The 24,202-nt window shown below is 73.0% G+C and carries 21 protein-coding genes and 1 riboswitch; of the genes, 11 read left to right on the plus strand and 10 right to left on the minus strand.

Features of this window, described 5'->3' with window-relative positions:
• Positions 1–22 precede the first annotated feature (22 nt).
• Positions 23–1,186, minus strand: a complete 1,164-nt coding sequence (locus ACQP03_RS11540) for a glycosyltransferase family 2 protein (protein ID WP_357120103.1) — start codon at positions 1,184–1,186, stop codon at positions 23–25.
• Between the two features lie 141 nt (positions 1,187–1,327).
• On the opposite strand from ACQP03_RS11540, the gene ACQP03_RS11545 reads away from it, so the two are divergent.
• The 5 genes from ACQP03_RS11545 to ACQP03_RS11565 all read left to right on the plus strand — a co-directional run bounded on the left by ACQP03_RS11545 (position 1,328) and on the right by ACQP03_RS11565 (position 6,493).
• Positions 1,328–2,530: an acyltransferase family protein gene (locus tag ACQP03_RS11545; RefSeq protein WP_357171549.1), complete on the plus strand. Its 1,203-nt coding sequence runs from the start codon at positions 1,328–1,330 to the stop codon at positions 2,528–2,530.
• Between the two features lie 183 nt (positions 2,531–2,713).
• Positions 2,714–3,157 (plus strand): hypothetical protein, encoded by a 444-nt coding sequence (locus ACQP03_RS11550; protein WP_363661120.1) that lies wholly within the window; start codon positions 2,714–2,716, stop codon positions 3,155–3,157.
• Positions 3,158–3,334: 177 nt separating this feature from the next.
• Positions 3,335–4,105, plus strand: coding sequence for a hypothetical protein (locus ACQP03_RS11555; RefSeq protein ID WP_357120094.1), 771 nt, complete (start codon positions 3,335–3,337; stop codon positions 4,103–4,105).
• A gap of 285 nt (positions 4,106–4,390) precedes the next feature.
• Positions 4,391–4,531, plus strand: a riboswitch (cyclic di-AMP (ydaO/yuaA leader).
• A 233-nt stretch (positions 4,532–4,764) separates the two neighbouring features.
• Positions 4,765–5,613 (plus strand): C39 family peptidase, encoded by an 849-nt coding sequence (locus tag ACQP03_RS11560; RefSeq protein ID WP_433460866.1) that lies wholly within the window; start codon positions 4,765–4,767, stop codon positions 5,611–5,613.
• A gap of 133 nt (positions 5,614–5,746) precedes the next feature.
• Positions 5,747–6,493 carry an alpha/beta fold hydrolase gene (locus ACQP03_RS11565; RefSeq protein WP_357171552.1) on the plus strand — a complete coding sequence of 249 codons (747 nt, stop codon included), beginning with the start codon at positions 5,747–5,749 and terminating at the stop codon, positions 6,491–6,493.
• Positions 6,494–6,497: 4 nt separating this feature from the next.
• Here ACQP03_RS11565 and ACQP03_RS11570 read toward each other — a convergent pair whose 3' ends face one another.
• From ACQP03_RS11570 to ACQP03_RS11585, 4 genes are all read right to left on the minus strand, one after another.
• Positions 6,498–8,168: a CDP-glycerol glycerophosphotransferase family protein gene (locus tag ACQP03_RS11570; RefSeq protein WP_357398069.1), complete on the minus strand. Its 1,671-nt coding sequence runs from the start codon at positions 8,166–8,168 to the stop codon at positions 6,498–6,500.
• 45 nt (positions 8,169–8,213) lie between these two features.
• The gene (locus ACQP03_RS11575) at positions 8,214–9,722 is read right to left on the minus strand and encodes a bifunctional cytidylyltransferase/SDR family oxidoreductase (RefSeq protein WP_357120082.1); all 1,509 of its coding nucleotides are present in this window, start codon (positions 9,720–9,722) and stop codon (positions 8,214–8,216) included.
• A 145-nt stretch (positions 9,723–9,867) separates the two neighbouring features.
• Entirely contained in the window at positions 9,868–10,677 is an 810-nt protein-coding gene (locus ACQP03_RS11580) for an ABC transporter ATP-binding protein (protein ID WP_357120787.1), read from the minus strand.
• A gap of 4 nt (positions 10,678–10,681) precedes the next feature.
• Positions 10,682–11,575, minus strand: a complete 894-nt coding sequence (locus ACQP03_RS11585) for an ABC transporter permease (protein ID WP_357120079.1) — start codon at positions 11,573–11,575, stop codon at positions 10,682–10,684.
• 217 nt (positions 11,576–11,792) lie between these two features.
• Here ACQP03_RS11585 and ACQP03_RS11590 point away from each other — a divergent pair, with 217 nt between their 5' ends.
• The 3 genes from ACQP03_RS11590 to ACQP03_RS11600 all read left to right on the plus strand — a co-directional run bounded on the left by ACQP03_RS11590 (position 11,793) and on the right by ACQP03_RS11600 (position 16,666).
• Positions 11,793–12,392 carry a TetR/AcrR family transcriptional regulator gene (locus ACQP03_RS11590; RefSeq protein ID WP_396832276.1) on the plus strand — a complete coding sequence of 200 codons (600 nt, stop codon included), beginning with the start codon at positions 11,793–11,795 and terminating at the stop codon, positions 12,390–12,392.
• A 135-nt stretch (positions 12,393–12,527) separates the two neighbouring features.
• Positions 12,528–14,639 carry a DUF6077 domain-containing protein gene (locus tag ACQP03_RS11595; protein WP_357398063.1) on the plus strand — a complete coding sequence of 704 codons (2,112 nt, stop codon included), beginning with the start codon at positions 12,528–12,530 and terminating at the stop codon, positions 14,637–14,639.
• Positions 14,640–14,908: 269 nt separating this feature from the next.
• On the plus strand, positions 14,909–16,666 hold the full coding sequence (locus tag ACQP03_RS11600; RefSeq protein WP_357120072.1) for a CDP-glycerol glycerophosphotransferase family protein: 1,758 nt from the start codon (positions 14,909–14,911) through the stop codon (positions 16,664–16,666).
• A 76-nt stretch (positions 16,667–16,742) separates the two neighbouring features.
• Here the strand turns inward: ACQP03_RS11600 and ACQP03_RS11605 are convergent, their stop codons facing one another.
• Entirely contained in the window at positions 16,743–17,081 is a 339-nt protein-coding gene (locus tag ACQP03_RS11605) for a DUF952 domain-containing protein (RefSeq protein ID WP_357120068.1), read from the minus strand.
• A 96-nt stretch (positions 17,082–17,177) separates the two neighbouring features.
• Between ACQP03_RS11605 and ACQP03_RS11610 the strand changes: the two genes are divergently transcribed.
• From ACQP03_RS11610 to ACQP03_RS11620, 3 genes are all read left to right on the plus strand, one after another.
• Complete coding sequence (locus ACQP03_RS11610; protein ID WP_355050324.1) at positions 17,178–17,489, plus strand: hypothetical protein; 312 nt, start codon at positions 17,178–17,180, stop codon at positions 17,487–17,489.
• An 80-nt stretch (positions 17,490–17,569) separates the two neighbouring features.
• Complete coding sequence (locus tag ACQP03_RS11615; RefSeq protein WP_355050323.1) at positions 17,570–18,226, plus strand: response regulator transcription factor; 657 nt, start codon at positions 17,570–17,572, stop codon at positions 18,224–18,226.
• Between the two features lie 9 nt (positions 18,227–18,235).
• Positions 18,236–19,669, plus strand: a complete 1,434-nt coding sequence (locus tag ACQP03_RS11620) for a sensor histidine kinase (protein WP_357120063.1) — start codon at positions 18,236–18,238, stop codon at positions 19,667–19,669.
• Positions 19,670–19,715: 46 nt separating this feature from the next.
• Here the strand turns inward: ACQP03_RS11620 and ACQP03_RS11625 are convergent, their stop codons facing one another.
• The 4 genes from ACQP03_RS11625 to ACQP03_RS11640 all read right to left on the minus strand — a co-directional run bounded on the left by ACQP03_RS11625 (position 19,716) and on the right by ACQP03_RS11640 (position 24,066).
• A complete protein-coding gene (locus ACQP03_RS11625) occupies positions 19,716–20,678 on the minus strand; it encodes a TAXI family TRAP transporter solute-binding subunit (protein WP_396832214.1) in 963 nt (320 codons plus the stop codon).
• 64 nt (positions 20,679–20,742) lie between these two features.
• Complete coding sequence (locus ACQP03_RS11630) at positions 20,743–21,435, minus strand: hypothetical protein (protein ID WP_357171556.1); 693 nt, start codon at positions 21,433–21,435, stop codon at positions 20,743–20,745.
• Between the two features lie 106 nt (positions 21,436–21,541).
• Positions 21,542–22,339, minus strand: coding sequence for a peroxide stress protein YaaA (yaaA, locus tag ACQP03_RS11635; RefSeq protein WP_357397741.1), 798 nt, complete (start codon positions 22,337–22,339; stop codon positions 21,542–21,544).
• Between the two features lie 53 nt (positions 22,340–22,392).
• On the minus strand, positions 22,393–24,066 hold the full coding sequence (locus ACQP03_RS11640) for an ArnT family glycosyltransferase (RefSeq protein WP_433461150.1): 1,674 nt from the start codon (positions 24,064–24,066) through the stop codon (positions 22,393–22,395).
• Positions 24,067–24,202 lie beyond the last annotated feature (136 nt).

Here is a 24,202-nt window from a genome sequence, read left to right on the forward strand (position 1 = left end):
ACCCCGGCACCCGCCGAACGGGTCACGGCAGGCGGCCACCGGCCAACGCGTCCGACCGTCCCGGCCTGCCGGCGGCGTGCCCGCCGTCCGGCCTGCTCGTCGACCGCGCCGCTCGGGAGGGGTCGTCGGTCGACGACGAGTCGGCGCTGGCGGTCGGGCCGGACCGTCGCCACCGTCCGGTGACCCGGTGCGCCTGCCGCAGCGCCGAGTACGCCAACCAGTCACCCCGCCCCACCAGGCGGTGCTTGAGCCCGCTGACCCCCGGCGGCATCGGATAGCCGCCGGGGGGCAGGTATCGGCGGTAGTGCTCGGCGACCCGGTGGAAGAAGGCGCGCCGCAGGTGTGGGTGCAGCCGGTCGTCGTTGCCGACCACCACCAGGTAGTGGCTGATCATCAGCTCGAACAGCTCGGCCCGCAGGCCCTCGTCCGGGTGCCGGCGGGCAACCCAGTCCATCAGCCGCTCGTACTGGCCGAACGCGTCGAAGTGCCGGCCACTGCGGGTGGAGGTGATGGCGCCCTGGCGGCCCTGCCGGTACAGGTAGCAGACCCGGTCCAGCACCGAGATCTTCTCCGCGCCGATCAGCAGCGGGTGGCTGAACGGGATGTCCTCGTACCAGCCGGGGAAGAAGCGCAGCTCCAACTCGTCGAGAAAGGCCCGGCGTACCACCTTGTTCCACGCCGTGTGCTGCACCCGCAGCAGGTGCGGCTGGTCGGCCAGGCGGGCCACGCCCGGCACCCCGCGCAGCAGGTGGCTGCTCGCGTCGACCTCCCGCCGACCGTCCTCGTGCACCCGCAGGTGGTCCAGCATGAGGACGTCAGGCTGGTGTTCACGCAGCCGGTCCAGCACCGCCGCGATCGTGCCCGGTGGCAGCCAGTCGTCGCTGTCGACGAACCACACGTACCGGCCGGTGGCCACGTCGAGGCCCGCGTTGCGGGCCAGGCCCAGACCCACGTTCTCTTCCAGGTGTACGACGCGGACGTTGTCGCGCCCGGTGGCGTAGGACCGCAGCATCGCGCCGCAGCCGTCCGGCGAGGCGTCGTCCACGGCGATCAGCTCGACCGCCTCCGACTCGCCCGCCGGGATGTCCGCCCGGACCGACTCGAGGCACTGGTACAGGTAAGCCTCGACGCCGTAGACGGGCACGACGATGCTCAGCAGCGGCGCGTGCGTCGGCTCATTGACCACGTCGCCACCTTCGACGACGTGGATGGCCAGCCCCGGAACCACACGTGGCCGCCGATGGTGAAATCCCTGAACACCCGCGAAGCGGAAGGTAAACAACGGCCGCCCGGTTCACCCGGGAGTGACCCGGTAGGGTGCCTCGGCATGACGAGCACCACCGACGCGCCGGCCGCGCCGGCCGCCCCCGCCCGGCTGCCGTCGCTGACCGGGCTGCGGTGGATCGCCGCGCTGCTGGTCTTCGGGTTCCACGCCGGGACGATGCGGATCATCGCCGAGCCGGAGTACAAGGCCGTCGTCGACGCCCTCTTCACCCTCGGCCTGTCCGGCGTGCAGTTCTTCTTCATTCTCAGCGGCTTCGTGTTGGTCTGGTCGGCCCGCCCGGGCGACTCGCGGCTGACCTTCTGGCGTCGACGGGTCGCGAAGATCTACCCGAACCACGTGGTGCTGTGGGCCGCCGCGCTGCTGGTCGCCGGGTGGTTCGCCGATCCCGTCCTGCCGGCCGTCGCCGTGGAGAACCTGCTGCTGTTGCAGGCGTGGGACCCCCGGCTGGGCTGGTTCTACAGCGTCAACACGGTGAGCTGGTCGCTGTCCTGCGAGTTCTTCTTCTACCTCTGTCTGCCGCTGGCGCTGCCCCTGTTGCGCCGGGCGCGACCCGCGGTGCTCTGGGCGCTCGTGGTCGCGCTGCCGCTGCTGATCCTCGCGCTCTGGCCGGCCCAGCATCTGGTGCCGGAGGTAAGCCGCTGGTGGTTCACCCAGATCTTCCCGCCGGTGCGGTCCCTGGAGTTCTGGTTGGGCGCGGTGGCGGCCGAGCTGATGCTCCGGGGCCGGTGGCGCGGGCCGGGCCTGACCGCCGCCACCGCGATCTTCGTGGGCACCTGGGTGGCCGCCGCGCAGTGGATCCGCGCCGAGTTGTGGACCACGCTGCTCGCCGTCGCGTACCTGTTGGTGATCACCGCGGCCGCCGACGCCGACGTGCGCGGCCGGCGCTCGCCGTGGCGCTCGCGTCCGCTGGTCTGGCTCGGCGAGGTCTCGTTCGCCTTCTACCTGGTGCACGTCCTGGTGATGACGAGCGTGCTCCGGCTCAGCGGCGACTGGGGGACCGGTTTCCGGGGTTGGCGGGGTCCGGCGGTGGTGCTCGGATTCCTGCTCGCGAACCTGGTCCTCGCCGGGTTGCTGCACCGCTGGGTGGAGACCCCGATGATGCGCCGGCTCGCGCCACGTCGCCCGGGTCGCCCGCCGCTCGTTCCCCATCAGCGCACCACCTCGTCGGCCGGGAGCGGTGACGCCGGCGTGCCGCCCGTGCCCGCCCGTCCAGACGCGCAAGATCGCGCTCGATCCTGGTTGTAGTGGTCTCGTCAGCCGAGTGAGGCCACTACATCAACGATCGAGCGCGATCTTGACCGGCGCGGTGGCACCCACCAGCGCCGGCTGACGCCACCTGGTCCACGCTGGTCGGACGGGGTCGGCGCGGCGCTGGCCGACACGCCCGTCGCCGATGCGTCCGGGCGGTCCCGACGGTAGCGTGAGGACGTGCTCCCGGTCGCGCTCACCTGTCCCCTGTGGTGGGTGGCGCGCTGGGCGGCACGGGTGCTGACCAGCCTCGCCGTGCTGTCGCTCGCCCTGGGCGCGGCCCCGGCGCTGCTACCGGCATCGACCGCCGCGGCCCCGCCGCCCATCATCGGGTCGCTCGCCCTCGCGGAGCCGCTCGGACCGTCGACCGCGGCCCTCTCCACCGTCCTCACCGACCGCGCCGCCACCGGCTCGGCCGCCACCGACAGGGTCGGCGAGGGACGAGCCGCAGAGCTTGGCGCTGACGCCTCCGCGCGGTCGGTCGAGCCGCAGCCCGCCCGGCACGGTGGTTCGGACGCGTTACCCCGCCCATTGGCGGGCGTGACCTCGGCGCGCACGGGCTCGGAGCGGCCCCTCCGCGCCGCCGGCTCGGCCAGCCGGGCCCCCCGCGCCCCGCCGGCCTAGCGGGGTCAGTCACCGGGGCGGCACGCCGTCCCGCGAGCGCCGGAGTGTGGCGCGCCGAGATCTCCATCACCGGCGACGCCGCCAGACCGAACGCCAGTCACCACACCTGACGACACACCGCCCGCACCCGCCCGTGCGGCATCCCATCGCTTACGTGCTCATGCCGAGGTGTCGATCATGGAAACCGTCGTCTTCTACCAGTTCCTGACCGAGGTGCCCCAGGCCGCCGCCATCTGGTCGGCCCTGTTCCTGCTGGCGCTGACGGTCCTCGCCGTCCTGGTGGCCCGACCGGAGCGGGACTCGCCCGCGGCCGACCCCACGCCGCCGACACCCACCGCCCGCGAGATGGCCGTCGCCGAGATGGCCGACCTGCGCCGGTACGCCGAGGAGGTGGCCGTGGCCGCCGCCCGGGCCGCGCGGACCGCCCGACGGCGGCGCGCTGACTGGCTGGTCGCTCAGGACGAGGCGCAGCGGGCCTGGACCGCGTACGACGAGGCGGACACGGCCGCCCGTCGGGTCGCCGGTGCCGGGGCGTTGCCGACACCGCGTACCCCGCACACCCCCGCCGAGTACGCGGCCCGGGAGCGCTATCTGCACCGTGCCGCCATGGCGGCGCACTGGCGGGGGGAGTTGACCATGGCTCAGCTCGGCGACGTGTTCGGGCACCGGCGCGGCTGGGACCCCCGCCGGCACCCGGTCGAGCAGGAGACGCTGCTCATCCGGGCGATCCGTGACGCGAGGCTGGCCGAGCACCGGACGGCCGCCGAGCGGGAGCGGTCGTCCTGGCGGGATGCCGAGGTGGCCGCCGAGTCGGCGCGCGTCCTCGCCGAGGAGGCGTACGTGGCGGCGGTCCGGTCGCGGCCGAGCCCGGCGTTCTCCCGGCGCACCGCGACGCGGCCGTCGCGTACGGCCCTCGTGGCACGCTGGCGTCCGGCCCGGGCCGGTTGAGCCCGATCCGTTATGTGAGGCGGGTCACCGGCAGCGGAAATCGGGCGGCGGGCATCATCGGCGGCCATTGCGCCCGCGATTGTGGCCGCGTTGTCGGCCACCTGTCCGGTTGTCGCCCACAGGTGCCGGCGGAACCCGTTGTCCCATCGAGTCACGTCAGCGGCAGAACGCGCAGAAATTGCTGGGCCAATCGATGTTTACGCAGGTGGGCGCGGCTTGGCAGAGTGCGTACCGGCCAGTACTGTCGTCCCGTCCGGTGCGGTTACCGATCGCAGGAGGCGACGCCGCGCCGACCCGCTCAATCGTGATCAACGAACCGGGGACCCACAGTAAGTCCGGGGTGAATCCGCGAGCCACGGCCCGCGGTAGGGCGATCTTCCCGCCCGAATCCGTCAGCTAACCCGGTAGGCGGTGACGGAAGGAGTTCCATCCTCGTGCAGCACCCCTCGACCCCCTTGTTGTTCCGCCGCCTCCACGGCGACGCGGTGTCCCCGCTCATCCGCCTCGTGACGGTGAGCTGACCCCCCGGGTCACCGCACTTCCCGCCCGGCCGCGCCGGGCGTTCCCCTGAGCGGCTCATCATCCGCGGGCCACCGCCCGCGCGCTGACGCCTGCCCGGATGCCGGTCGAGCCCCGGTGTGCCGCTCTCCCTGTGAACCGTGGAGGACCTCGTGAAGCACACCCTGAAGCGCCAGCTCCGTCGCCTCGCGACCGAGCGCCCGTACCAAATCGTCGCCGCCTCCGCCGCGGCCCTCGCGATCGCCACCACCGCCGGCGCCCTGGTCGCCGGCGCCGACGACGCCCCGGCCGGCTCGCGTACCCCGACCACGGTCGCCGAGATGCGCAGTGACACCGTCGCCTCCCGTGGCGAACTCCGGTCCGCAGCTCCGTCGGCGAGCGTCGCGCCGAGCACCGCCGCCCCGGCCACCAGCGCCGCGTCCCCCGCCGCGAAGGCCACGAGCAACCCGGACGTCACCCGGAAGCCGACGCCGCCGAAGCCGCCCGCGACGAAGGTGCTCGACTACGACTACGAGGCGCAGAACACCTACTACAACTGTGGCCCGGCGGCCACCCGCAACGCGCTCAGCGCCAGCGGCATCGACCGCACCCAGGAGGAGCTCGGCGCCGAGCTGGGCACCACCGAGATGGGCACCAACTCGGCCGAGGACACCACCCGGGTGCTCAACGCCGAGGTGAAGGGCTCCCCGTACCGCACCCGCATGTTCGCGGGCACGCCCAGCCCGGCCCAGATGGACCGTCTTCAGGCCGACGTCGTCAAGGCCATCACCGATGGCCGGGGCGTGGTGGCGAACGTCGTCGGCGACGCCATCGACACCGAGGGCGGCTATCACTCCTACGGCGGTGGGCACTACATCGCCGTCGTCGGCTACAAGGACAACGGCCGTACGGTGCGGATCGCCGACTCGGCGAACGCCGCCGACCCGGCCTACTGGATCACCACGATCGACCTGGCGAACTGGATCGCCACCCGGGGTTACTCCGCCTGACCAACGCGCGACACCCCACGACGCCGCGGGCGCCGTCTCCCACAAGGGGCCGGCGCCCGCGGCGTCCCCGTGTCGGGCGCGACGCCGGTGAACGGCTCTCGTACCGGGCCGCGAACCGTGGGAGACTGCGGCCGTGGTGGATGAATCGGGTGGTCAAGCCGGCCGGGAGCCGATCCTGTTGCTGCTGCACGGCATGGGGGCGACGGGTGACGTGTGGCTGCCCTGGGCGCCACTTCTGGAGCAGCACTGGCCCGGCCGGTGGCTGGCGCCCGATCTCGCCGGTCACGGTTGGTCGGCGCCGCTGTCGTCGTACTCCTTCGAGGGTTTCGCCCAGCGGGTCGCGCAGGGCCTGGCCTCCGACGACCGCATCGTGGTGCTCGGGCACTCGCTCGGTGGCGTGGTCGGCCTGGCGCTGGCGGCCCGCGCCGCCGGTCTGCCAGTGGACGCGGTGGTGGGCTTGGGTATCAAGGCCGTCTGGGCGCCGGCCGAGCTGGCCCGTGCCGCGGACCTCGCCGCCCGCCCGGTGGGCTGGTTCACCAGCCGCACCGAGGCCGCCCGCCGGTACCTGCGGGTCGCCGGCCTCACCGGTCTGGTCCTCCCGGACCACCCGATGGTCGACGCCGGTCTGCGTCAGGTCGACGGCCGGTGGCGGCTCGCGATGGACAACGCCGCGTTCGCCGTCGGCGCGCCCGACCTGGCGGCGCTGCTCGCGGCGACCGACGTGCCGGTGGTGCTGGCCCGCGGGGAGCACGACCCGATGGTCACGGACGCGCAGCTCAAGGAGTACGGCGTACCGGTCGCCACGCTGTCCGGTCTCGGGCACAACGCGCACCTGGAGGATCCGGCGGCCGTGCTGGCGTTGCTGGAGCCGTACCGCTGATCGGTCAGGCGGCTGCGGGCGCGGGTAGTTCCCGGGCCGAGGTCAGCTCGCGGCGGGCGGCGGTCAGGAAACCCTCGGCGTACGACTCGGCCGGGAAGTCGCCCAGGTAGCGGCGGCGGGTGACCCAGCGGGCATCGGCCAGCGGGTCGGTGTCCAGCAGGGCCGTGAGCACGGCGTCCACGTTGGACATGTCGCGCCGCAGCACGTAGCCCGAGCCGGCCAGTGGAAAGCGCTCGGTGAACCGGTCGCCCTCGTCACCCATGTCGGTGACGGCATACGGCTTGCCGGAGTAGAGGTAGTCGGAGATCACCCCGGAGACGTCGGAGACCAGCGCGTCCGAGCGGTTGACGCACTCGGTCAGGCTCAGCTCCCGGGCGGCCGCGCCGAACACGTGCTGCCGGCCGGTGCGGGCGCGGTCGACGGCCAGCAGTTCGGTGAGCCGGCCCAACTGGCGTGCCGACGCCGGGTTCTGCGTCGTGTACGGATGCGCCCGCAGGATCACCGTCGCGCCACGCCCCAGCAGCCGCCGCAGCAGCTCCTCGGCCACCGGCAGCGAGCAGTAGTCGGCGTCGGCGTGGTGCCCGGTCCAGGTCGGGGTGTAGAGCACCGTCGGGTGCGCGAGGCCCCGCGCCGGCTCCTGGCGCACCTCGATCGACTCGACCTGGGGGCGGCCCACCACGACGAACTTCTCCGCCGGGATCTGTACCCCGGCGCGGGCGTACCGGTCGATCGCCGCCGGCCCGGCCACGAAGATCCGGTCGAAGATGCCCGAGACCGGGTTGGCGCTGGGCGCCTTGTCGCTGTCGCCGTGGTGCAGTTGGACGTGGGTGAGCTGGGTGAACCGGATGCAGTGGCTGTTCTTCGCCCCGTGGTTGACGTAGAAGGCCACCCGCAGGCTCGGCACCAGCGCCTCGTCCATCGCGCGCAGCGTGGGGCAGTAGACCACCGGCGCGTCGGTGGCCGCGGCGATCGGCGCGACGAACTCCGGCTCACGGACCAGCACCAGGAAGGGCCGGCCGATCCGTTCGAGGTACGGCAGCCACATGGTGACCTGGTACTCCGAGCCGGGCGGTGCGGAGAAGTAGAGCAGGAACTCCGGCTCGTGCCGGCGTAGCGCGCGGGCGACCTGCCCACCGCCGGCGGTCGGGCGGAACCGTCGTCGGGCCAGGTCCAGCGCGACCGCCCCGGCGGCGGCGGCCACCAGCAGGCTGGCGGCGAGCGCCACGACGGCCGGCAGGGTCGACGCGGCGGCGATGGCCACCACCGCGAGCAGCCCCAGCAGGGCGACGCCGAGTCGGTCAGCGATCAGCGGGGTCCAGGCGCGTACCGGCAGGTTGGCCGCCCGGAGCTCCAGGTTGCCGGCGGTACGCAACGGCCCCACCAGCAGCACCAGCCCCAGCAGGACCAGCGCCGTCGCGGCCAGCGCGGGGTCGAAGCCGTCGTCGAGCCGTCGGGAGTAGCCGATCAGGACCGCCGCGGCGATCAGGGCGGTCTCGGCCACCAGGTCGGCGGCCGGTCGGATCCGCTGCTCAGCGGCCGCCGCCACCAGCGCGGCGACGGCCAGCGCGAGGCCCCACCCGGTGCTGCCGGTGAGGGCCAGCACGACGAAGGCCAGCACGGCGAGCCCGGTGCTCAGGCACCGGGCGACCACCTTGCGAACCAGGTCACCACGCATGTCGCTCCGATCGCCGCCCTCGGTGTCGCGGGGGTGCCGTCGACGTCAGTTCGTCGACGCCGCGGCCGGCGTCTCGGACCGGTCCGGGCCGGCCTGCGCCGGCACGGACGGGCCGTCGCCAGGCGCCCGGCGTACGTCGATGACCTGGCCGGTCAGGTCGGAGATCAACACGTCGAGCGAGGACTGGGCGACGGCCTCCGCGGCCAGCAGGGTGTTCTCCGGCTCCTCGCCGAAGGCCCGCGTACGCATGGGGGTGGCCGTCCGCTCCGGGTTGATGCAGTTGACCCGTACGCCGACGTCGGCCCACTCGTCGGCGAGCGCCTGGGTCAGGTTGACCAGGGCGGCCTTGGTGGACGAGTAGAGGGCGTAGCGGGCCCGACCCCGGGTGTACGAGCTGGAGGTGTAAAGCAGCAGCTGACCCTTGGTCTGCTGCAGGTACGGAAGGGCCTGCCGGGCGATGGTCACCGGGCCGACGAAGTTGACCTGCAACACCCGGTCCATCGTCTCCTCGTCCATCTCGGCCAGGGCGCCCCGCTCCAGGATCCCGGCGGTGACCACCACGTGGTCGATCCGGCCGGTCGCCTCGAAGGCGGTCGTCAGCGCGGCCTCGACGTCCTCGGCGCGCTCGACGTGGGTGCCCGTGGTGGAGCGGCTGAACGGGAAGACCTGCGCGCCGTAGCGCCGCGCCAGCTCGGTCAGCTCGTGGCCGATCCCGTAGCTGCCGCCGAACACCACGATCGTGCGGCCCGTCAGCTCCTCGGTGTAGCTGCGGTGATCGGTCAGCCGGGGCGCCTGCGCGGCCGCGAGCTGGAAGAGCTTGTCCGCCAGGTGCACGTCGACCGGGTGGGTGACCTTGATGTTCTCGTCCGAGCCGTCGATCACCTTGATCGGCGTGCCCGGCAGGTACCGCAGCACCACGCCGCAGTCGTCGGTGGCGGCGAAGTCGGGGTCGTTCTCGGCGATCCGGTACGCCTCACGGATCGTGGGGGAGCGGAACGCCTGCGGGGTCTGTCCCCGGCGGAGCCGGGAGCGCACCGGAATGTCGGTGATGCAGTCGTTCTCGTCCACCTGGATGATCGTGTCGGCGGAGGGGATGGCGACGTCGACGGCGGCGTAGGTCCACAGCGCGTTGACGCACTCGCGCACGATCCGGCCGCTGAGCAGCGGGCGGACGGCGTCGTGGAAGAGGATGTTGCAGTCGGCCGGGCCGACCGCGTCCAGCGCGATCCGGGTGGTCGCGTTGCGGGTGTCGCCGCCCTCGATGACCTGGGTGACCTTGCGCAGGCCGGCCTTCTCGACGATCTGCCGGGCGTCGTCGACGTGACCGGTCGCCATCAGCACGATGATCTCGTCGATCTCCGGAGCGGCCTCGAAGACCGCCAGGGTGTGCTCGATGATCGGCTTACCGGCGATCTTGAGCAGTTGCTTGGGGATGCCGAGGCCCAGCCGGGTCCCGGTGCCGCCGGCCAGCACCACGGCCACTGTCCGCGAGGGCCGCCACGGTGCGGGGGTCTCCGTTGCGGCGTCCGGGCCAGTGGTCTGGTCCTGCGTCATTGCCGGATCCTCACTCTCAGGGTTGCGTTAACGGAAAGTTCCGCCCGAGCGGCGACGGAATGAACCTTAACGCGCGGACCGCGCCGCCCCAACGCGGGCGACGCGGTCCTGGTTGCCGTGTCGATGCCGGTGGTTGGCCGGCACTCTACTTGCTGTTAGCGAACGCCTCGTACGCGCGGATGACCTCGTCGGTCGGGCCGTCCATCCGGATAAGGCCCGATTCCAGCCAGATCGTCCGTTCGCAGGTGTCGCGCACGGAAGAGAGCTGGTGGCTGACCAGGAACACCGTGCCGGCGCCCTCGCGCAGCTCGCGGACGCGCTGCTCGCTGCGCTTGCGGAAACCCTTGTCGCCGGTGGCGAGCGCCTCGTCGATGAGCAGCACGTCGTGCCTCTTGGCGGCGGCGATGGAGAACCGCAGCCGGGCCGCCATGCCCGACGAGTACGTGCGCATCGGCAGGCTGGCGAAGTCACCCCGCTCGTTGATCCCGGAGAAGTCGATGATCCCCGCGGCCTGCTTGGCGACCTCGTCGGGGTGCATGCCCATCGCCAGGCACCCCAGCACGACGTTTCGCTCGCCGGACAGGTCGTTGAGCAGCGCCGCGTTCACCCCGAGCAGCGACGGCTGCCCCTGGGTGTGGATCGCGCCCCGGTTGACCGGCAGCAGGCCGGCGATGGCCCGCAGGATGGTGGACTTGCCCGAGCCGTTGCTGCCGATCAACCCGATCGCCTCGCCCCGGTACGCGGTGAACGACACGCCCTTGACGGCGTGCACCTCCCGCACGTTCGGCGCGTTGGTGCGCTTGACCAGCCGGCGCAGCGCCGCCACCGGAGTGGTGCCACCGGTGGCGCCCTGGTGGACCCGGTAGATGATGTGCGCGTCGTCCACCACCACGGTGGGGATCCGCTCGGGCGTCAGCGTCGGCAGGGAGACGGTCGCCTCGTCGGCGGCCGGCAGGGAATCAACCACGGCCGTACTCCTGTTCGCCGCGCCAGAAGTAGATGTAGCCACCGATTCCGGCCACCACGGCCCAACCGGCGGCGACCAGCCAGAGCTGGGTCAGCGACTCGTTGAGCAGTGGCGCCTGCTCGAGCAGCGCGTACCGGGCCAACTCGATGTAGACCAGCAGCGGGTTGAACTGGACCAGCGTCGTCGCCCAGCCGGGCAGCCGCTCGAAGAGGCTGACGCTGTAGAGGACGCCGGAGCCGTACATCCAGGTGCGCATGACGAACGGCATGACCTGCTTGAGGTCGCTGGCCTTGGAGCCCAGCCGGGCGACCAGCAGCACCACGCCCGCGTTGAAGACCGCCTGCAACAGCAGCGCCGGCACCAGCATCAGCCAGTCCCAGGTGATCGGCTCGCCGGTGACCAGCACGATGCCGACCAGCACCACCATCGACGCCAGCAGCTGCTGGAACTGGGTCATGGTGGTCGACAGCGGCAGGCTGGCCCGGGGGAAGTGCAACGCCCGGATCAGCCCGAGGTTGCTGCTGATCGACTGGGTGCCGGCCAGGACCGCGCTCTGGGTGAAGTTGAAGATGAACAACCCGGTGGTCAGGTACGCGATGAAGTTCGGGATGCTGTTCTGTGCCAGCACCACCCCGAAGATCAGGTAGTAGACCGCGGCGTTGGTCAGCGGGGTGAGCACCTGCCAGAGCTGGCCCAGCTTGGCGTTGCTGTAGGACGCGACCAGCTTGGCGTTGGCGTACGCGGCGATGAAGTGCCGGTAGGCCCAGAGTCGGCGGCTGTACTCGACGAGGGTGGGTCGCTCACCGGCGACCCGTAGCCCGTGCCGAGCGGCCAGCTGCGCCTGGGTCAGGCCCGTGTCAGGGTCGACCAGCGCGGTGGTGGCCATGGAAATGGCACTCCGATCTTTCGTGCAGACGGGTTGCTCGCGACGATGGAATCCTAGTGGGAGTTGTGCGCGGGACGCCGCCTCGTCGCTGCGTGGACAGTAGTCCGAAACACGTCGGGACGCAACCGTACCGTCGTTGCGCTACTCTAGCGGGCGTGACCTGCGAGAAGAGTCCTCGGTGACGACCGAGAAGAGGCGCGTACCGGCCGGCGCGGCGGTGCTGCGCGACGAGATCACCACGGCCATCCGGCGCGCGCTCATGCAGGAGCTGGCCGCGGTCGGCTACGGCCGGCTCTCCATCGAGGCGGTGGCCCGAAGGGCCGGCGTCAGCAAGACGGCGGTCTACCGCCGGTGGAGTTCGAAGCTCGACCTGGTGGTGGAGATCGTCGCCGCCGCCGCACACGGCAAGCTGCCGGTGCTGGACACCGGCACCCTGCGCGGCGACCTCGCGCTGCTGTTCCAGGCCGTGGCGCACGCGCTGCGTCACCCCCTGGCGTCGCAGATCATCCCCGACCTGCTGGCCGAGGCGGCCCGTAACCCGGCCATCGACGAGACTCTGCGTCAGGTGCTGCGCGCCCGCCAGCAGGAGATCGGTGGTCGCCTGGTCATCCGCGCCGTGCAGCGCGGCGAGCTGCCCGCCGACACCGATCCGGACGCCGCCGTCGACCTGATCGTCGGCCCGCTCTACTGGCGGCTCGCCATCGCCCGGTTGCCGCTCACCGACAGCTACCTGGACAACCTGGTCGAATCCGTGGCCGTCGGGCTCGGCGCGACCGGCGTCGTACCCCGGCCGAGGGCGACGCCGGTATCCGGCTGACCCGGCCCGCGACACCACCCACGACGGGGACCTGGCGGGCCACCCGGCTCCGCTAGGCTGCCCCCTTGACACCCGGCCGTCACCGAGCCGACATCGACCTTTCGCCCCCAGATCCGCCTGACGAGAAGGACGCCCGTGGCCAACGTCGACAGCATCGCCGTCGCGCCCACTGACCCGGACCCGACGCCGCGCTCCGAGCCGGTGTCCCGGTCGGGTCAGGGCCCCGACCGTAGCCCCGCCGCCCGCGTACGCGCGTTGGTGGCCGCCGCCCCGACGCTGCTCACCGACGGGGCCGTGGTCGCGTTCGCGCTCTTCACCGTCATCTACCACGCGGCCTTCCTGGCGGATCTGCGTCCGTCGGTGACCTTCCGGATCTGGGTGGTCGCCTGCGTCCTGCTCGCCGTGGTGGCGATGCTGCGTGCCCGACGCCGCTCCGCCGCCCTCCGCGAGGAGAGCGGACCGGCCGAGCCGGTCGAGCCGACCGGGACGCGGCCCGCCGTCGACCGGCGGCTGCTGATCGGCGTGCTCGCCGCCGCCGCGGTAGCCTCGGTCAGCGCCGGAGTCATCGGCACCGGCGCCGCCGTCTCCTGGTGGATCCCGGCGGTGGCGGGCCTGCTCGCGGCGACCGGCGGGATCCTGCTGCTGCGTCGGGTCTGGCTGGACGGCCCGACGCCCACCTCGATCGCGCCAAGGCCCACGGCGGGGCAGTCGGCGTACGCGCTGGTCATCTCCGTACTGGTCGGGATCTCCTCGTTCTTCCTCGCCCGCAATACCCCGGACGACGTCTACTACGTCGGGAAGTCGGTCTGGATCGCCGAGCGGGACCTCGTTCCGCTCAACGACTTCCTCTTCTCCGAGAACGTCCTTCCGGCGATGGGTTCGCAACCCCCCATCCCCTCGATCGAGGTGTTCGACGGCGCGCTCGCCAACGTGCTCGGGATCCACGGCGCCTCGGCCACCTGGTACGTGATGCTGCCGATCATGGCGGTGCTGGCGGTGCTCGCGCTCTGGCGGCTGACCCAGCGCTGGGCACCCCGGCGGCCGGTGCTCGCCTTCACGGTCGCCGTCGCGTACCTGTACCTGGTCGCCGGTGGGGACGCCGCGCTGGGCACCTTCCACCTGCCCCGGCTCTACGAGGGCAAGGGCATGTTCGTCTCGGCCGTCATCCCGCTGATGTGGCTCTACCTGACCGAGTGGTTCGACCGGCGTACCCGGCGGAGCCTGCTGCTCATCGTGGCGCTCTCGATCACCGCCATCGGACTCACCAACACCGCCGCGATCATCCTGCCGATGCTGGTCGGGGCCGCCGGTTTCGCCATGGTGCTGGTCGGGCGCTGGAAGCTCGCCGTGGTGGCGGCGGTGGCCGCCCTCACGTACCCGATCGGGTCCCTGGTGGTGTCCCGGATCCTGCTCGGCGGCCTGAGTGCCGACGGCGCGGACGACGCCTTCTTCGACGCGGCGTACACCTACAAGCGGACCCTGCTGTTCGGCGTGGTCGGCGTGATCTCCGGCCTGGCGCTCTGGTGCGGCCCACTGCTGGCCCGTCGGCGTACGCCCGCGCTGCTCACCGCCGGCGCGACCCTGGCGCTGAGCGTGCTGTTCGTCCCCGGTGTGCTGGAGACGTTGAGCGCGCTCAGCGGCATCTCGGTCGTGCTGTGGCGGGTGCCGTGGCTGCTCGCCCTGCCGACCCTGATCGGGCTGCTCTGCACGGTTCGCGTGCCGGCCCCCACGCCGGTGCTGCGTCGTGCGGCGTCCGGTGGGATCGCGGTGCTGCTGGTCGCCTCGTTCACGCTCTTCGCCACCCCGATGTGGTCCGCCAAGAGCTGGGTCGACGTGCACGAGCGGCCCACCTGGAAGCTGCCGCAGCAGCGCCAGTCGATCGCTTTCTGGATCAAGGGGTTGGACCGGCCCGCGGGCCTGCTGCTGGCGCCGAAGACCATCATGCGGACCTCGCTCGTCGTCACCAGCCAGGTTCGGGTCGTCCTACCGCGTGACTTCTACCTCGTCGAGTACGACCTCAACTCCCAGTTCGCCAAGGACCGGCTGCTGCTCGCCAGCTTCGCCGACGGCGCCACCACCGCGACGCCGGCGGAGTTGGCACCGGCGCTCGATCGGTTGGATGTGGGCACCATCTGCGTCTACAACGGCAACCAGTACGCCCGTGACCTGGCGCCGCAGCTCGGCTACCAGGAGTTCGCGAAGCGTGGCAAGCCCGGAGCGATGACGTGTTTCCGGCGGGTCGGCTGAGCATTCCGCCCCTGGGTCTGCCGGTGCCGCGACAATGCGGCACCGGCAGTTTCGGTGCGGTGACCGAAATGTGCGCCCGATACCCGAGCGACACCGCTGGGTGTCTTCGCGTTAAGGTCGCAGTCATCACTACCGCCCGCCGTGCGGGGTGTGGGTCACCACATCCGTGGCCCGCCGCTCCGGCCGCGCGGTAGGTCATGCGCGACGGGGAGTGTCATCGACGCACCACGGGCATGCGTCCACCTCGAAAATCGTAGGGAGCGAACTCGTTGTTCGGCACGTTGACAGGACGCATCGGAGTGGCCGCCCGCAGCGCGCTGCTGGTGCTGGCCTACCTGGTCATGCTCGTCGCAGGAGTCTTCGGTTGGGTCGGCCTGTTCGCCGTCGCCGGGCTGGCGGCGGTGGTCGGGGAGTTCGCCGCCGCCCGCTGGTCCCCGCCGTCGCAGCTGCTGCTGGAGAAGGTCGGCCTGAACTTCTCCTACCGGCAGTTGACCCGTGACCTGTCGGCCGTGCTGCTGGTCGCCGCCCAGGTCGAGCTCGACGGCGTCGAGTTGAGCTTCCTGCTGATCCTGCCGGCGGCGGTGTGGGTCGTCTCGGTCTTCGCGGGCGCGCTCTCCACCATGATCGACCGTCGTAACCCGCAGTCTGCCCTGGTCCGCAACATCGAGCTGGGCCCCCTGCGCTCGGCCCCTCGCCCGCCGGCCTGGGCGGCAGCCGTCGCGGGGGACCGGATGCCCCTGCTGAACCTCCTGCTGGTCCCGGCCGCGGTGGTCGCAGCCGTGCGGCACGAGCCGACGCCGTACTTCGTCGCCGCCGCTCTGACGGTGGCGGCGACCGGGGTGGTGGGCGCGATCATCGCCGTGACGTGGCTGCGCGGTCGAGGCTCCGGCCAGGGACCGCTGATGCCGGCCGTGCAGCGCTGGCTCGACACCCACCGGCCCGAGGTGGCGCTCTACTTCGCCGGCCCGGCCAAGGACGTCTACCAGGCCAACATGTGGCTCGCCCCGACCGAGGCGCTGAACCAGCGCGCGGTGGTGCTGATGCGCAGCCGGGAGGCGTTCTTCGAGCTGGCCGACACCCGGCTGCCGGTGCTCTGCGTACCGGCCGGGGTGGACTTCATGAACCTCGAACTCGGCAGCGTCCGCGCCGCCCTCTACGCCGCGAACGTCGGCGCGAACATCCACATGCTGCGCGAGCCCGGCATGAAGCACGTCTTCGTGGGGCACGGCGACAGCGACAAGCAGGCCAGCGTCAACCCCTACAGCAAGGTGTACGACGAGGTGTGGGTGGCGGGCCTGGCCGGTCGGGAGCGGTACGCCCGTGCCGGGGTGGGCGTGCTCGACTCGGACATCGTGGAGATCGGCCGGCCGCAGTTGGCCGGCGTGCACACCTTCGGGGCCGAGTCGGTGGACCGTCCGTTCACCGTGCTCTACGCGCCCACCTGGGAGGGCTGGCTCGACGACGACCCGTACCACACCTCGCTGGTGTTGATGGGTGAGCGGATCGTCAAGGGCCTGCTGGCGAGCAACCCCGGGGTGCGTCTGGTCTACAAGCCGCACCCGCTCACCGGGTCCCGGTCCAAGGCGGCCAAGGCGGTGCACGACCGGATCGTCGAGGCGATCCGCTCCGCCGGTGGAAACCCCAACGCGGCCTCCCTGGACGGCACCGCGCACGTCGTGGTGACCGGCCGTACCCCCGGGCTGTTCGACTGCTTCAACCAGACCGACCTGCTGATCAGCGACGTGTCCAGTGTGGTCTCGGACTTCGTGCAGAGTCAGCGGCCGTACGTGGTGGCCAACCCGGCCGGCCTGCCGGAGGACGAGTTCCGTCGGGAGTACCCGACCGCGCGGGCCGCGTACCTGCTCTCCGCCGACTGCGGTGAGCTGGAGAAGATCGTGGCGGTGACCCGGGCCGGCGACGACCCGATGACGGAGGCACGCCGCGACCTGAAGACCTACCTGTTGGGGCCGGCGGAGGCCAACCCGATGGACCGGTTCGCCGAGGAGATCACCCGGCTCTGCCGCTGACCGCGCACCACGTCCCGCGCCCGGCCCGACACCTGTCGGACCGGGCGCGGTCGTGTCGGCGGCGAAGGGGTGTGACTCAGTCGAGCAGGGCGGCGACCGCGTCGGCGACCGGAGTGTCCGCCGGCAACGCCCGTGCCGTCACCACCGCGCTCAGCGGCAGCGGCCCGTACAGGTGGGGGAAGAGCTGCCCGCCGCGCGACGGCTCCCAGCGCAGGGCGTCGGCCAGCCGACCCTCGTCCACGCCCAGCAGGGTGAGGCCGGTGACGCCGGTGAAGTGCCGGCGGGCCGTCTCCACCACCTGGTCGGCGGCGGAGAGGTGGATGAAACCGTCCTGGTGGTCCAGGGCCGAGCCGGCGACGGCGCCGGCGACCCGGGCGTCGTCCCACTCGACGGTCGGCAACAGCTTGTAGATCACCTCCGCAGACTACGTCGCCCACGTTTCGGCCGTACCGCCGCCGACGTCGGCCGCCGCCCGTCATGCTCAGGTTGACCCGCCGGAAGGGGATGGACGATGGCGAGCTACGACGACGACTGGACCGACACCCAGCGCGGGCTGTACGACGAGTGCTACCGGGCCGGCGGCGAGTGGGCCGAGGACCCGGACACCCCGTCGGACGACGTGCAGCACGTGATCAACCTGGCCGAGGCGGACGACGACGCCTTCGACGATGCCGAGATCGACTTTCCGCCCCTGGTCGACGCCGTCACCCAGGCCAGCGGCGTCAACGTCACCAGCGTGCCCGCCCGGCACGACGACCCCGGTTTCCGCGGCTTCACCGACGGCGTGCGGGACGCGGTCGCCGACGACACGTTCGGTCTGTAGGGCCTGACCGGAGCCGGCCCTCCCGCTCGCGGCGGCCTTCTGCCACCATTCGCAGGACGGCTGCGACGGATGGGGGCACGGTGCGGATCCTGCTGGTGGAGGACGACCGCCGGGTGGCCGCCGCGCTCTCCTCCGCCCTGACCCGTCGTGGCTACCAGGTCGAGCACGCCGCCACCGTCGCCGCGGCGCTCTCCGCCGCCCCCTGCGACCTGGTGCTGCTGGATCTGACCCTGCCCGACGGCGACGGCACCGAGGTGTGTCGGGAGCTGCGCCGGCGCAGCAGCCAGCTCGGCATCATCGCGGTGACCGCGCGGGGTGAGGAGCGCGACCGGGTCCTCGGGCTGCGCCTGGGCGCGGACGACTACGTGGTCAAACCGTTCTCGATGGTCGAGTTGCAAGCCCGGATCGAGGCGGTGCTGCGCCGGGCCGCCAATGCCGCCCCCGAGCGGCACCTGATCGAGGCGGGGGCGGTGCGCATCGACGTGGCCGCCCGCACGGTGACGGTGGCGGGGCGCGCGGTAACGCTGACCCGCAAGGAGTTCGACGTGCTGCTGTCGCTCGCCCGCCAGCCGGGGGTGGCGGTGCCCCGCGACCGCATCCTGCTCGACGCCTGGGGCACCACCTGGGGCGATCCGCACACCGTCGAGGTGCACGTCGGGTCGTTGCGCGGCAAGCTGGGCGACGCGCGGCTGGTGGAGACCGTCCGTGGGGTCGGCTACCGGTTGCGCGATGCGTGAGGGGACCCCGTGCGCCGTCGACTGGTGATCAGTTACCTGCTGCTGATGGTGCTCGTCCTCGTCGCGCTGGAGAGCCCGCTCGCGGTGACCCTGGCCAGCCGGGAGACCGAGCGGGTACGCGCCGACCGGCTCGCCGACGCCACCCGGTTCGCCTCGCTGGCCGGTCCGGCGCTGCGCGGCGGGGAGCCCGGCCCGATCGGGGCGGAGCTGCGCAGCTACGACGAGCTGTACGGGATCGGCGCGGCGGTCGTCGACCGGGACCGGGGCATCGTCGTGGACTCGGCGAGCTGGCGGTCCACCGGCACCGCCACGGTCCTGGACGTGGCGCTGTCCGGGCAGCAGTCCAGCGCGCCCGAGTCGATCTGGCCCTGGTCCGCCGGCCCGGTGGTGGTGGCGGTGCCCATCAACGACGGCGGTGAGGTCCTCGGCGCGGTGGTGATCGTGACACCCGCCGGCGAGATCCGTCGGGCCGTGACCACCTGGTGGCTGCTGCTCACCGTGGCCGGCCTGCTCGTCGTGCTGGCCTGCGTGCTCACCGCGTTCGGCCTGGCCGGCTGGGTGCTGCGGCCGGTCACCGAGCTGGACGCGGTCACCCACGAGATCGCCGAGGGCGACCGGGGTGCCCGCGTGCAGCACCGACTCGGCCCGCCGGAGCTGCGCCGGCTCGCGACCAGCTTCAACCACATGGCCGACGTGGTCTCCGACGTGATGGACCGGCAGCGTGCCTTCGTCGCGCACGCCAGCCACCAGCTGCGCAATCCGCTCACGGCGTTGCGGCTGCGGGTGGAGGAGCTGGGTCCCAGCCTCACCGACGCGGACGGGCGCTCCGAGCACCGGCTGGCGTTGGAGGAGACCGACCGGCTGGCGCTGGTGCTCGACGCGCTGCTCACCCTGGCCCGGGCCGAACGCGAGGAGAACGAGCGGGTCAGCGTGGACGCCGCCGCCGTCGCGGCCTCCCGGGTGGCGGCGTGGGCGCCGTTGGCCCGGCACCGGTCGGTCGCGCTGCGCCTGGCCACGAGCGACGCTCCCGCGTACGCGCGGACCGTGCCGACCGCCGTCGACCAGGCGCTGGACGCCCTGATCGACAACGCGGTGAAGTTCAGCGGGGCCGGCGGGGCGGTGACGGTGACGGTGGCCCGCCGCGACGACGGGGTCCTGTTGGAGGTGCGCGACACCGGCCCGGGAATGACCGAGAGTCAACTCCGCCAGGCCACCGAGCGGTTCTGGCGGGCCCCGGACGCGCAGAACGTCGACGGCGCCGGGCTCGGCCTGACCATCGCCGCCGTGCTGGTGGACGCCTCCGACGGGCGGCTCACCATGCGAGCGGGCACCCCGCGCGGGCTGGTCGCCGGCCTGTGGTTCCCGGCCGCCGAGCCGGCGGAAGAGCCGCTGGACGGGGACGGGGACCCGGCCGCCGACCGGTGGCCCACCCCGGCGCGCTAGCGGACCGGCGACTCAGGCCGCGTGCCCGCTGCGGCGACCCGGCAGCTCAGGGCTTGGCGGCCCGGTACCAGGCGGCGGCGCCCGGGTGCAGCGGCAGCGGCGCGGTGGCGATCGCCGAGCGGGGGCTCATCCGTCCCGCCGCCGGATGTGCCGCGCCCAGTTCGGCCCGGCGCTCCATCAGCAGTCGGGTCACGTCCCGGACCAGCGGCTCCGGCAGGTCGGCCCGCACGATCAGATAGTTCGGGTCGGCGACCGTGGTCACCGGGTTAATCCCGTACACCGAGCGGGGGATGTCCCGGGAGACGTAGACCTGCCCGTAGCGGGCACGCAACGGCTCCGTCCACTCGCCCAGGTCGACGATCCGGGTGGCGCTGCGCCCGGCCAGCTCCTCGATGCCCCGCACCGGCAGACCACCGGAGAAGAAGAACGCGTCGATGCGTCCCGAGCGCAGGGCGGTCACCGAGTCGTCCAGGCCGAGCCGTTCCCGGCGTACCGCGTCGCCGCCGAGCCGGGCCACCTCCAGCAGCCGGCTGGCGGTGATCTCGGTGCCGGAGCCGGCCGCGCCCACCGAGACCCGCCGACCCCGCAGGTCGCCGACCGTACGGACCGGCCCGCCGTCGGTCGTGACCAGGTGCAGTTGGTCGTCGTACACCCGGGCCACCGCGTCCACCGAGGGGCTCTGCGTCGGGCTGGTGGGCAGCACGTCGGCCTGGGTGAAACCCAGCTCGGCGGCCCCCGAGCCGACCAGGCGGACGTTCTCCGCCGAGGCCGCGGTGATCACCACGCTGGCCCGTACCCCGGGCAGTTCGCGGTTGAGGATGGTCGCGAGGGACTGCCCGAACGCGTAGTAGACGGCGGTGGGGCTGCCGGTGGCGATCCGGATCTCCACCGGCTCGGCCGGGTCGTCCCGGCAGCCGGCGACGGTCAGGGCCACGACCAGCGCCAGCGCCGCCGCTCCCGGGCGGCGTCGACCGGCCCGAGGAGACGAGGTACGACCCACGCGGTGCACTGTGCGCGCTCCGACGGGCAGGCGCAAGCCCGCACCCGTCAGTACCGCCGGTACGGGCCTGCGCTCAGCAGACCGGGCGGCGGCCCGGCGTCGACACCGCGGCGCGCGCCGGCTCCAACGACGCGCTGTGCAGGATGCGCTCCCGGTCCGGCCCGTCGGCCACGCTCACCAGGAAACAACCGGTGCCCGGGCGGAGTACGGCCGGCACGTCGAGCACGGCCGCGCCGCGGATCAGCACGGCGGCCAACTCCCGGTCGGTGAGCCGCACACCGAGGATGTGCCGGCGCACGTGCCGCCCGCCGGCCAGCAGCGCCGACCGCCAGGCCGCCGCCGCGAGGCGGGACACCCACCGGCGGCGGGCCGGCGAGGCGCCCGGCAGGGGACCGCCCAACAGCTCCCGACGTCCCTGCCACCAGCCGGCATCCATCAGCCGGCCGTACGTGCCCCGGTGCTCCGGCGGCACCCACAGCCGGTGCACCTCGTAGCGGCGGCGGAGTCCGCCGACCGTCACCTCCTGGGTGACCGGAATGTCGAGGCGGGCGAGCAGCTGGCGCATCCGCTGCGCGGCGTCCTCCCGGTTGAACTCGACCCCCGGCGCGAGCGCCGGTGGCGGGGCGCTCGACCGGGCGCCCGTCGGAGGCGCGGTGCAGCGCAGCAGGCAGGACGCCTCGAACGCGTCGCCCAGGGTCAGCCAGTCCAGCGGGGGTGGCGTCGCCGGTGGGCGGGGCCGGTCGAGCAGGGCGGGATCGCGGGCCAACGGGGGCTCCCTCGTCGGAGTCTGGGTTCCCCTACCGTGGCCCCTGCGCGGCCGTTACGGAATGTGTCCCGCCCAGCCTTGAGCAAATCTTGCGGCTCCCGCTGCGCTACAGCTCGGTGACCACCAGATCCACCTGCCGGACCCGCCCGGCGGCGGCCGGTTCCTCCACCACGGTGTGCTTCAGCTCGCGCAGGGCGCCGACCAACTCCCGGGCGGTGCGCGGCTTCGCGCCGGTGAGGAGCAGATCCCGCACCAGCCGTCCCTTGGTCGCCTTGTTGAAGTGGCTCACGACCGAGCGGACGGGCACACCGTCGACCTCCCGCTCGTGCAGCACCCGCACGGTGACCGTCCGCTCGGCCAGCTCACCACGCGGCGTCCAGGTGGCCGCGTACGCGCCGGAGCGCAGGTCCAGCACCGGGCCCCGACCGGCCGCGCCGGCCAGGACCGGCGTCAACTCCCTGCGCCAGTACGCCGACAGCGCCCCGACCTCCGGCAGGCGGACGCCGATCGGGCAGCGGTACGGCGGAATCCGGTCGGCGAGGCGTACCGCGCCCCACAGGCCGGAGCTGATGAGGATCGACCGGCGGGCCGCCCGCAGCGCCGCCGGTGGCAGCGTGGCCAGCTCCAGCGCCTCGTACAGCACCCCGGTGTAGAGCCGCTCGGCCGGGGCGGTCGCCGCCTCCCGCAGCCGGGCGTTGCGGCGCAGCTCGCCGCGCTGACCGTCGCTGAGCCCGAGCGCGGCCAACGCCGCCTCCTCGTCCGGCCCGGCGCTGAGCGCCACGAGCGCGTCGAGCACCCGCTCGCGGGCCGGGTTCAGCTCCGGCAGTGACAGCTTGTCCGGCGTCCACCGCCGTCCGGTGCCGGCGTCGGCCTTGCCCTCCGAGGGCGGCAGCAGGATGAGCATCGGGTCTCCTCGGACGGCGTACGGCGGCGGCCCGGCCAGCGTACGACCCGTGCTCAGCGCCAGGGCCGCACCGGGGTGTCGGGGTGGTACACGCGATAGCCACCCACCTCGCGGACCGGTGCGGCGTCGGGTCGGTCGGCGAGCAGCCGGCGCAGCCGCCGGTCCATCGGCGAGTCGACCTCCACCACGTAGCCGGGCCGCGCGGCCCGCCCGACCTGCCGCCAGTACGGCCGGTAGCGGTTCTGCCCCGGGGACAGGTCGCCGTCGAGCACCCCGCAGACCACCGCCTCGTCGGTGTTGAAGATCAGCCGGTTGCAGGTCCAGTAGTCCCCGTACACCTCGTGGGGTCCGTCGGCGCGCAGCGCGGCGGCCAACTCCCGGGCCTGGCGCTCCTCGGTCCGCGACGCGGCGGCGCCGCTGACCGCGAAGAGCACGGTGACCACCAGCGTCGTCGCGGTCAGCGCCGCCAGCACGGCGGCGGCCAGCGCGCCGATCAGCCGGCCGAGCACGCCCACCGTGCCCCGCCAGCCGGCCACGGCCGCCGCCCAGAGCGGCCAGAGCACCGCCGGCAGCGACAGTTGCAGCACCGACAGGTAGCGGGCGTTGTCCAGCGGACTGGTCGCGGCGAGCGGACTACGCACGTACGACAGCAGGGTCAACGCCGCCCCGACGACCAGCGCGAGCTGCACCACCGGCCCGACCCGCGCGGCCCGTGGCGTGCCCTCGGCCCGGCCGCCGCGCAGGGTGCCGGCGGCGGGCTCGCCGGGTGTCGTGCCCACGGCCCGGCGGTACGCGACGAGCGCGAGCGCCGCGGCGGCCACCAGCAGCGCCGGGTAGAGCAGTCCGAACCACTGCTGCCAGCGACCGCAGCCGTCGACCGGGCAGAGCCCGTGCGCCAGCGGCACTCCCTCCAACAGGCCGCCCCGGATCCGGTCCGACCACGGTGGCAGCGGGCCGGCCTTGGTGCTGACCTCCCGGAACACCGTCAGCGAGTCCTCACCCGGCCCGGCACGCAGGTTGTCGACGATCATCGGCGCGATCCCGACCACGAAACCCGCCACCAGCAGCAGCCCGGCCCAGCCGAGCAGTTCCCGCCGCACCGCCCAGAGCAGGGCCAGCACGGCCACCGCCAGGTACGGCAGGATCAGCCAGTCCGACCAGGCGGCCAGCCCGGCCAGCAGCCCGAACAGCGCGACGGCCAGCCGACGGTGGCGCACCGACCCGGCGGCCAGCCCCACGACGATCAGCAGCATCAGCAGCACCGCCGGTTTGACCTCCGGCCGACCGCCGACCACGGTGAGCTGGTCACGCACCACCCGCTCGGATCCCAGCGCCAGCAGTCCGACGACGAGGACGGCGAACCACGGCGGGTAGAGCCGGCGGGTGAGCGCGTACACCAGGTAGAGGAAGACCGCGTACAGGGCCAGCATCGGCAGCCGCAGCACCGGCCAGCTCGGCCCGAAGACCGCGAGCAGGGGCGCCGCCAGGTACGACTCCAGCATCCCCATGTAGTGCTGGCCGTAGAGGAAGACGGGGTGTTCCCGGCGCTGCCCGATGTGCAGGGCGGCCAGCCCGAAGGTCGCCTCGTCGCTGTTCGACACCGGGACGGTGTACAGCGTCAGGACCAGCCGGTACCCGACGCCGACCAGCCCGAACAGCAGCGCGACGAGCGCCGGCCGGTCAAGTCGCGGACGCCACCGCCCGCGGTGCTGCTCTGGATGCGACACGACCACGCCCCCGTCGTCGTCCCGACCGGAGTGTTTCACGGACCGACGGTCGGTCGGGCCGCTTCGGCGCAGTACGACCTGGCTGGCGGGCTGCGGTTCGGACCCGCTCGCGTGGCCGTCGCCGACGACGTGTGGC

The organism is Micromonospora sp. CA-248212, assembly GCF_050948405.1.
Lineage (GTDB): Bacteria > Actinomycetota > Actinomycetes > Mycobacteriales > Micromonosporaceae > Micromonospora.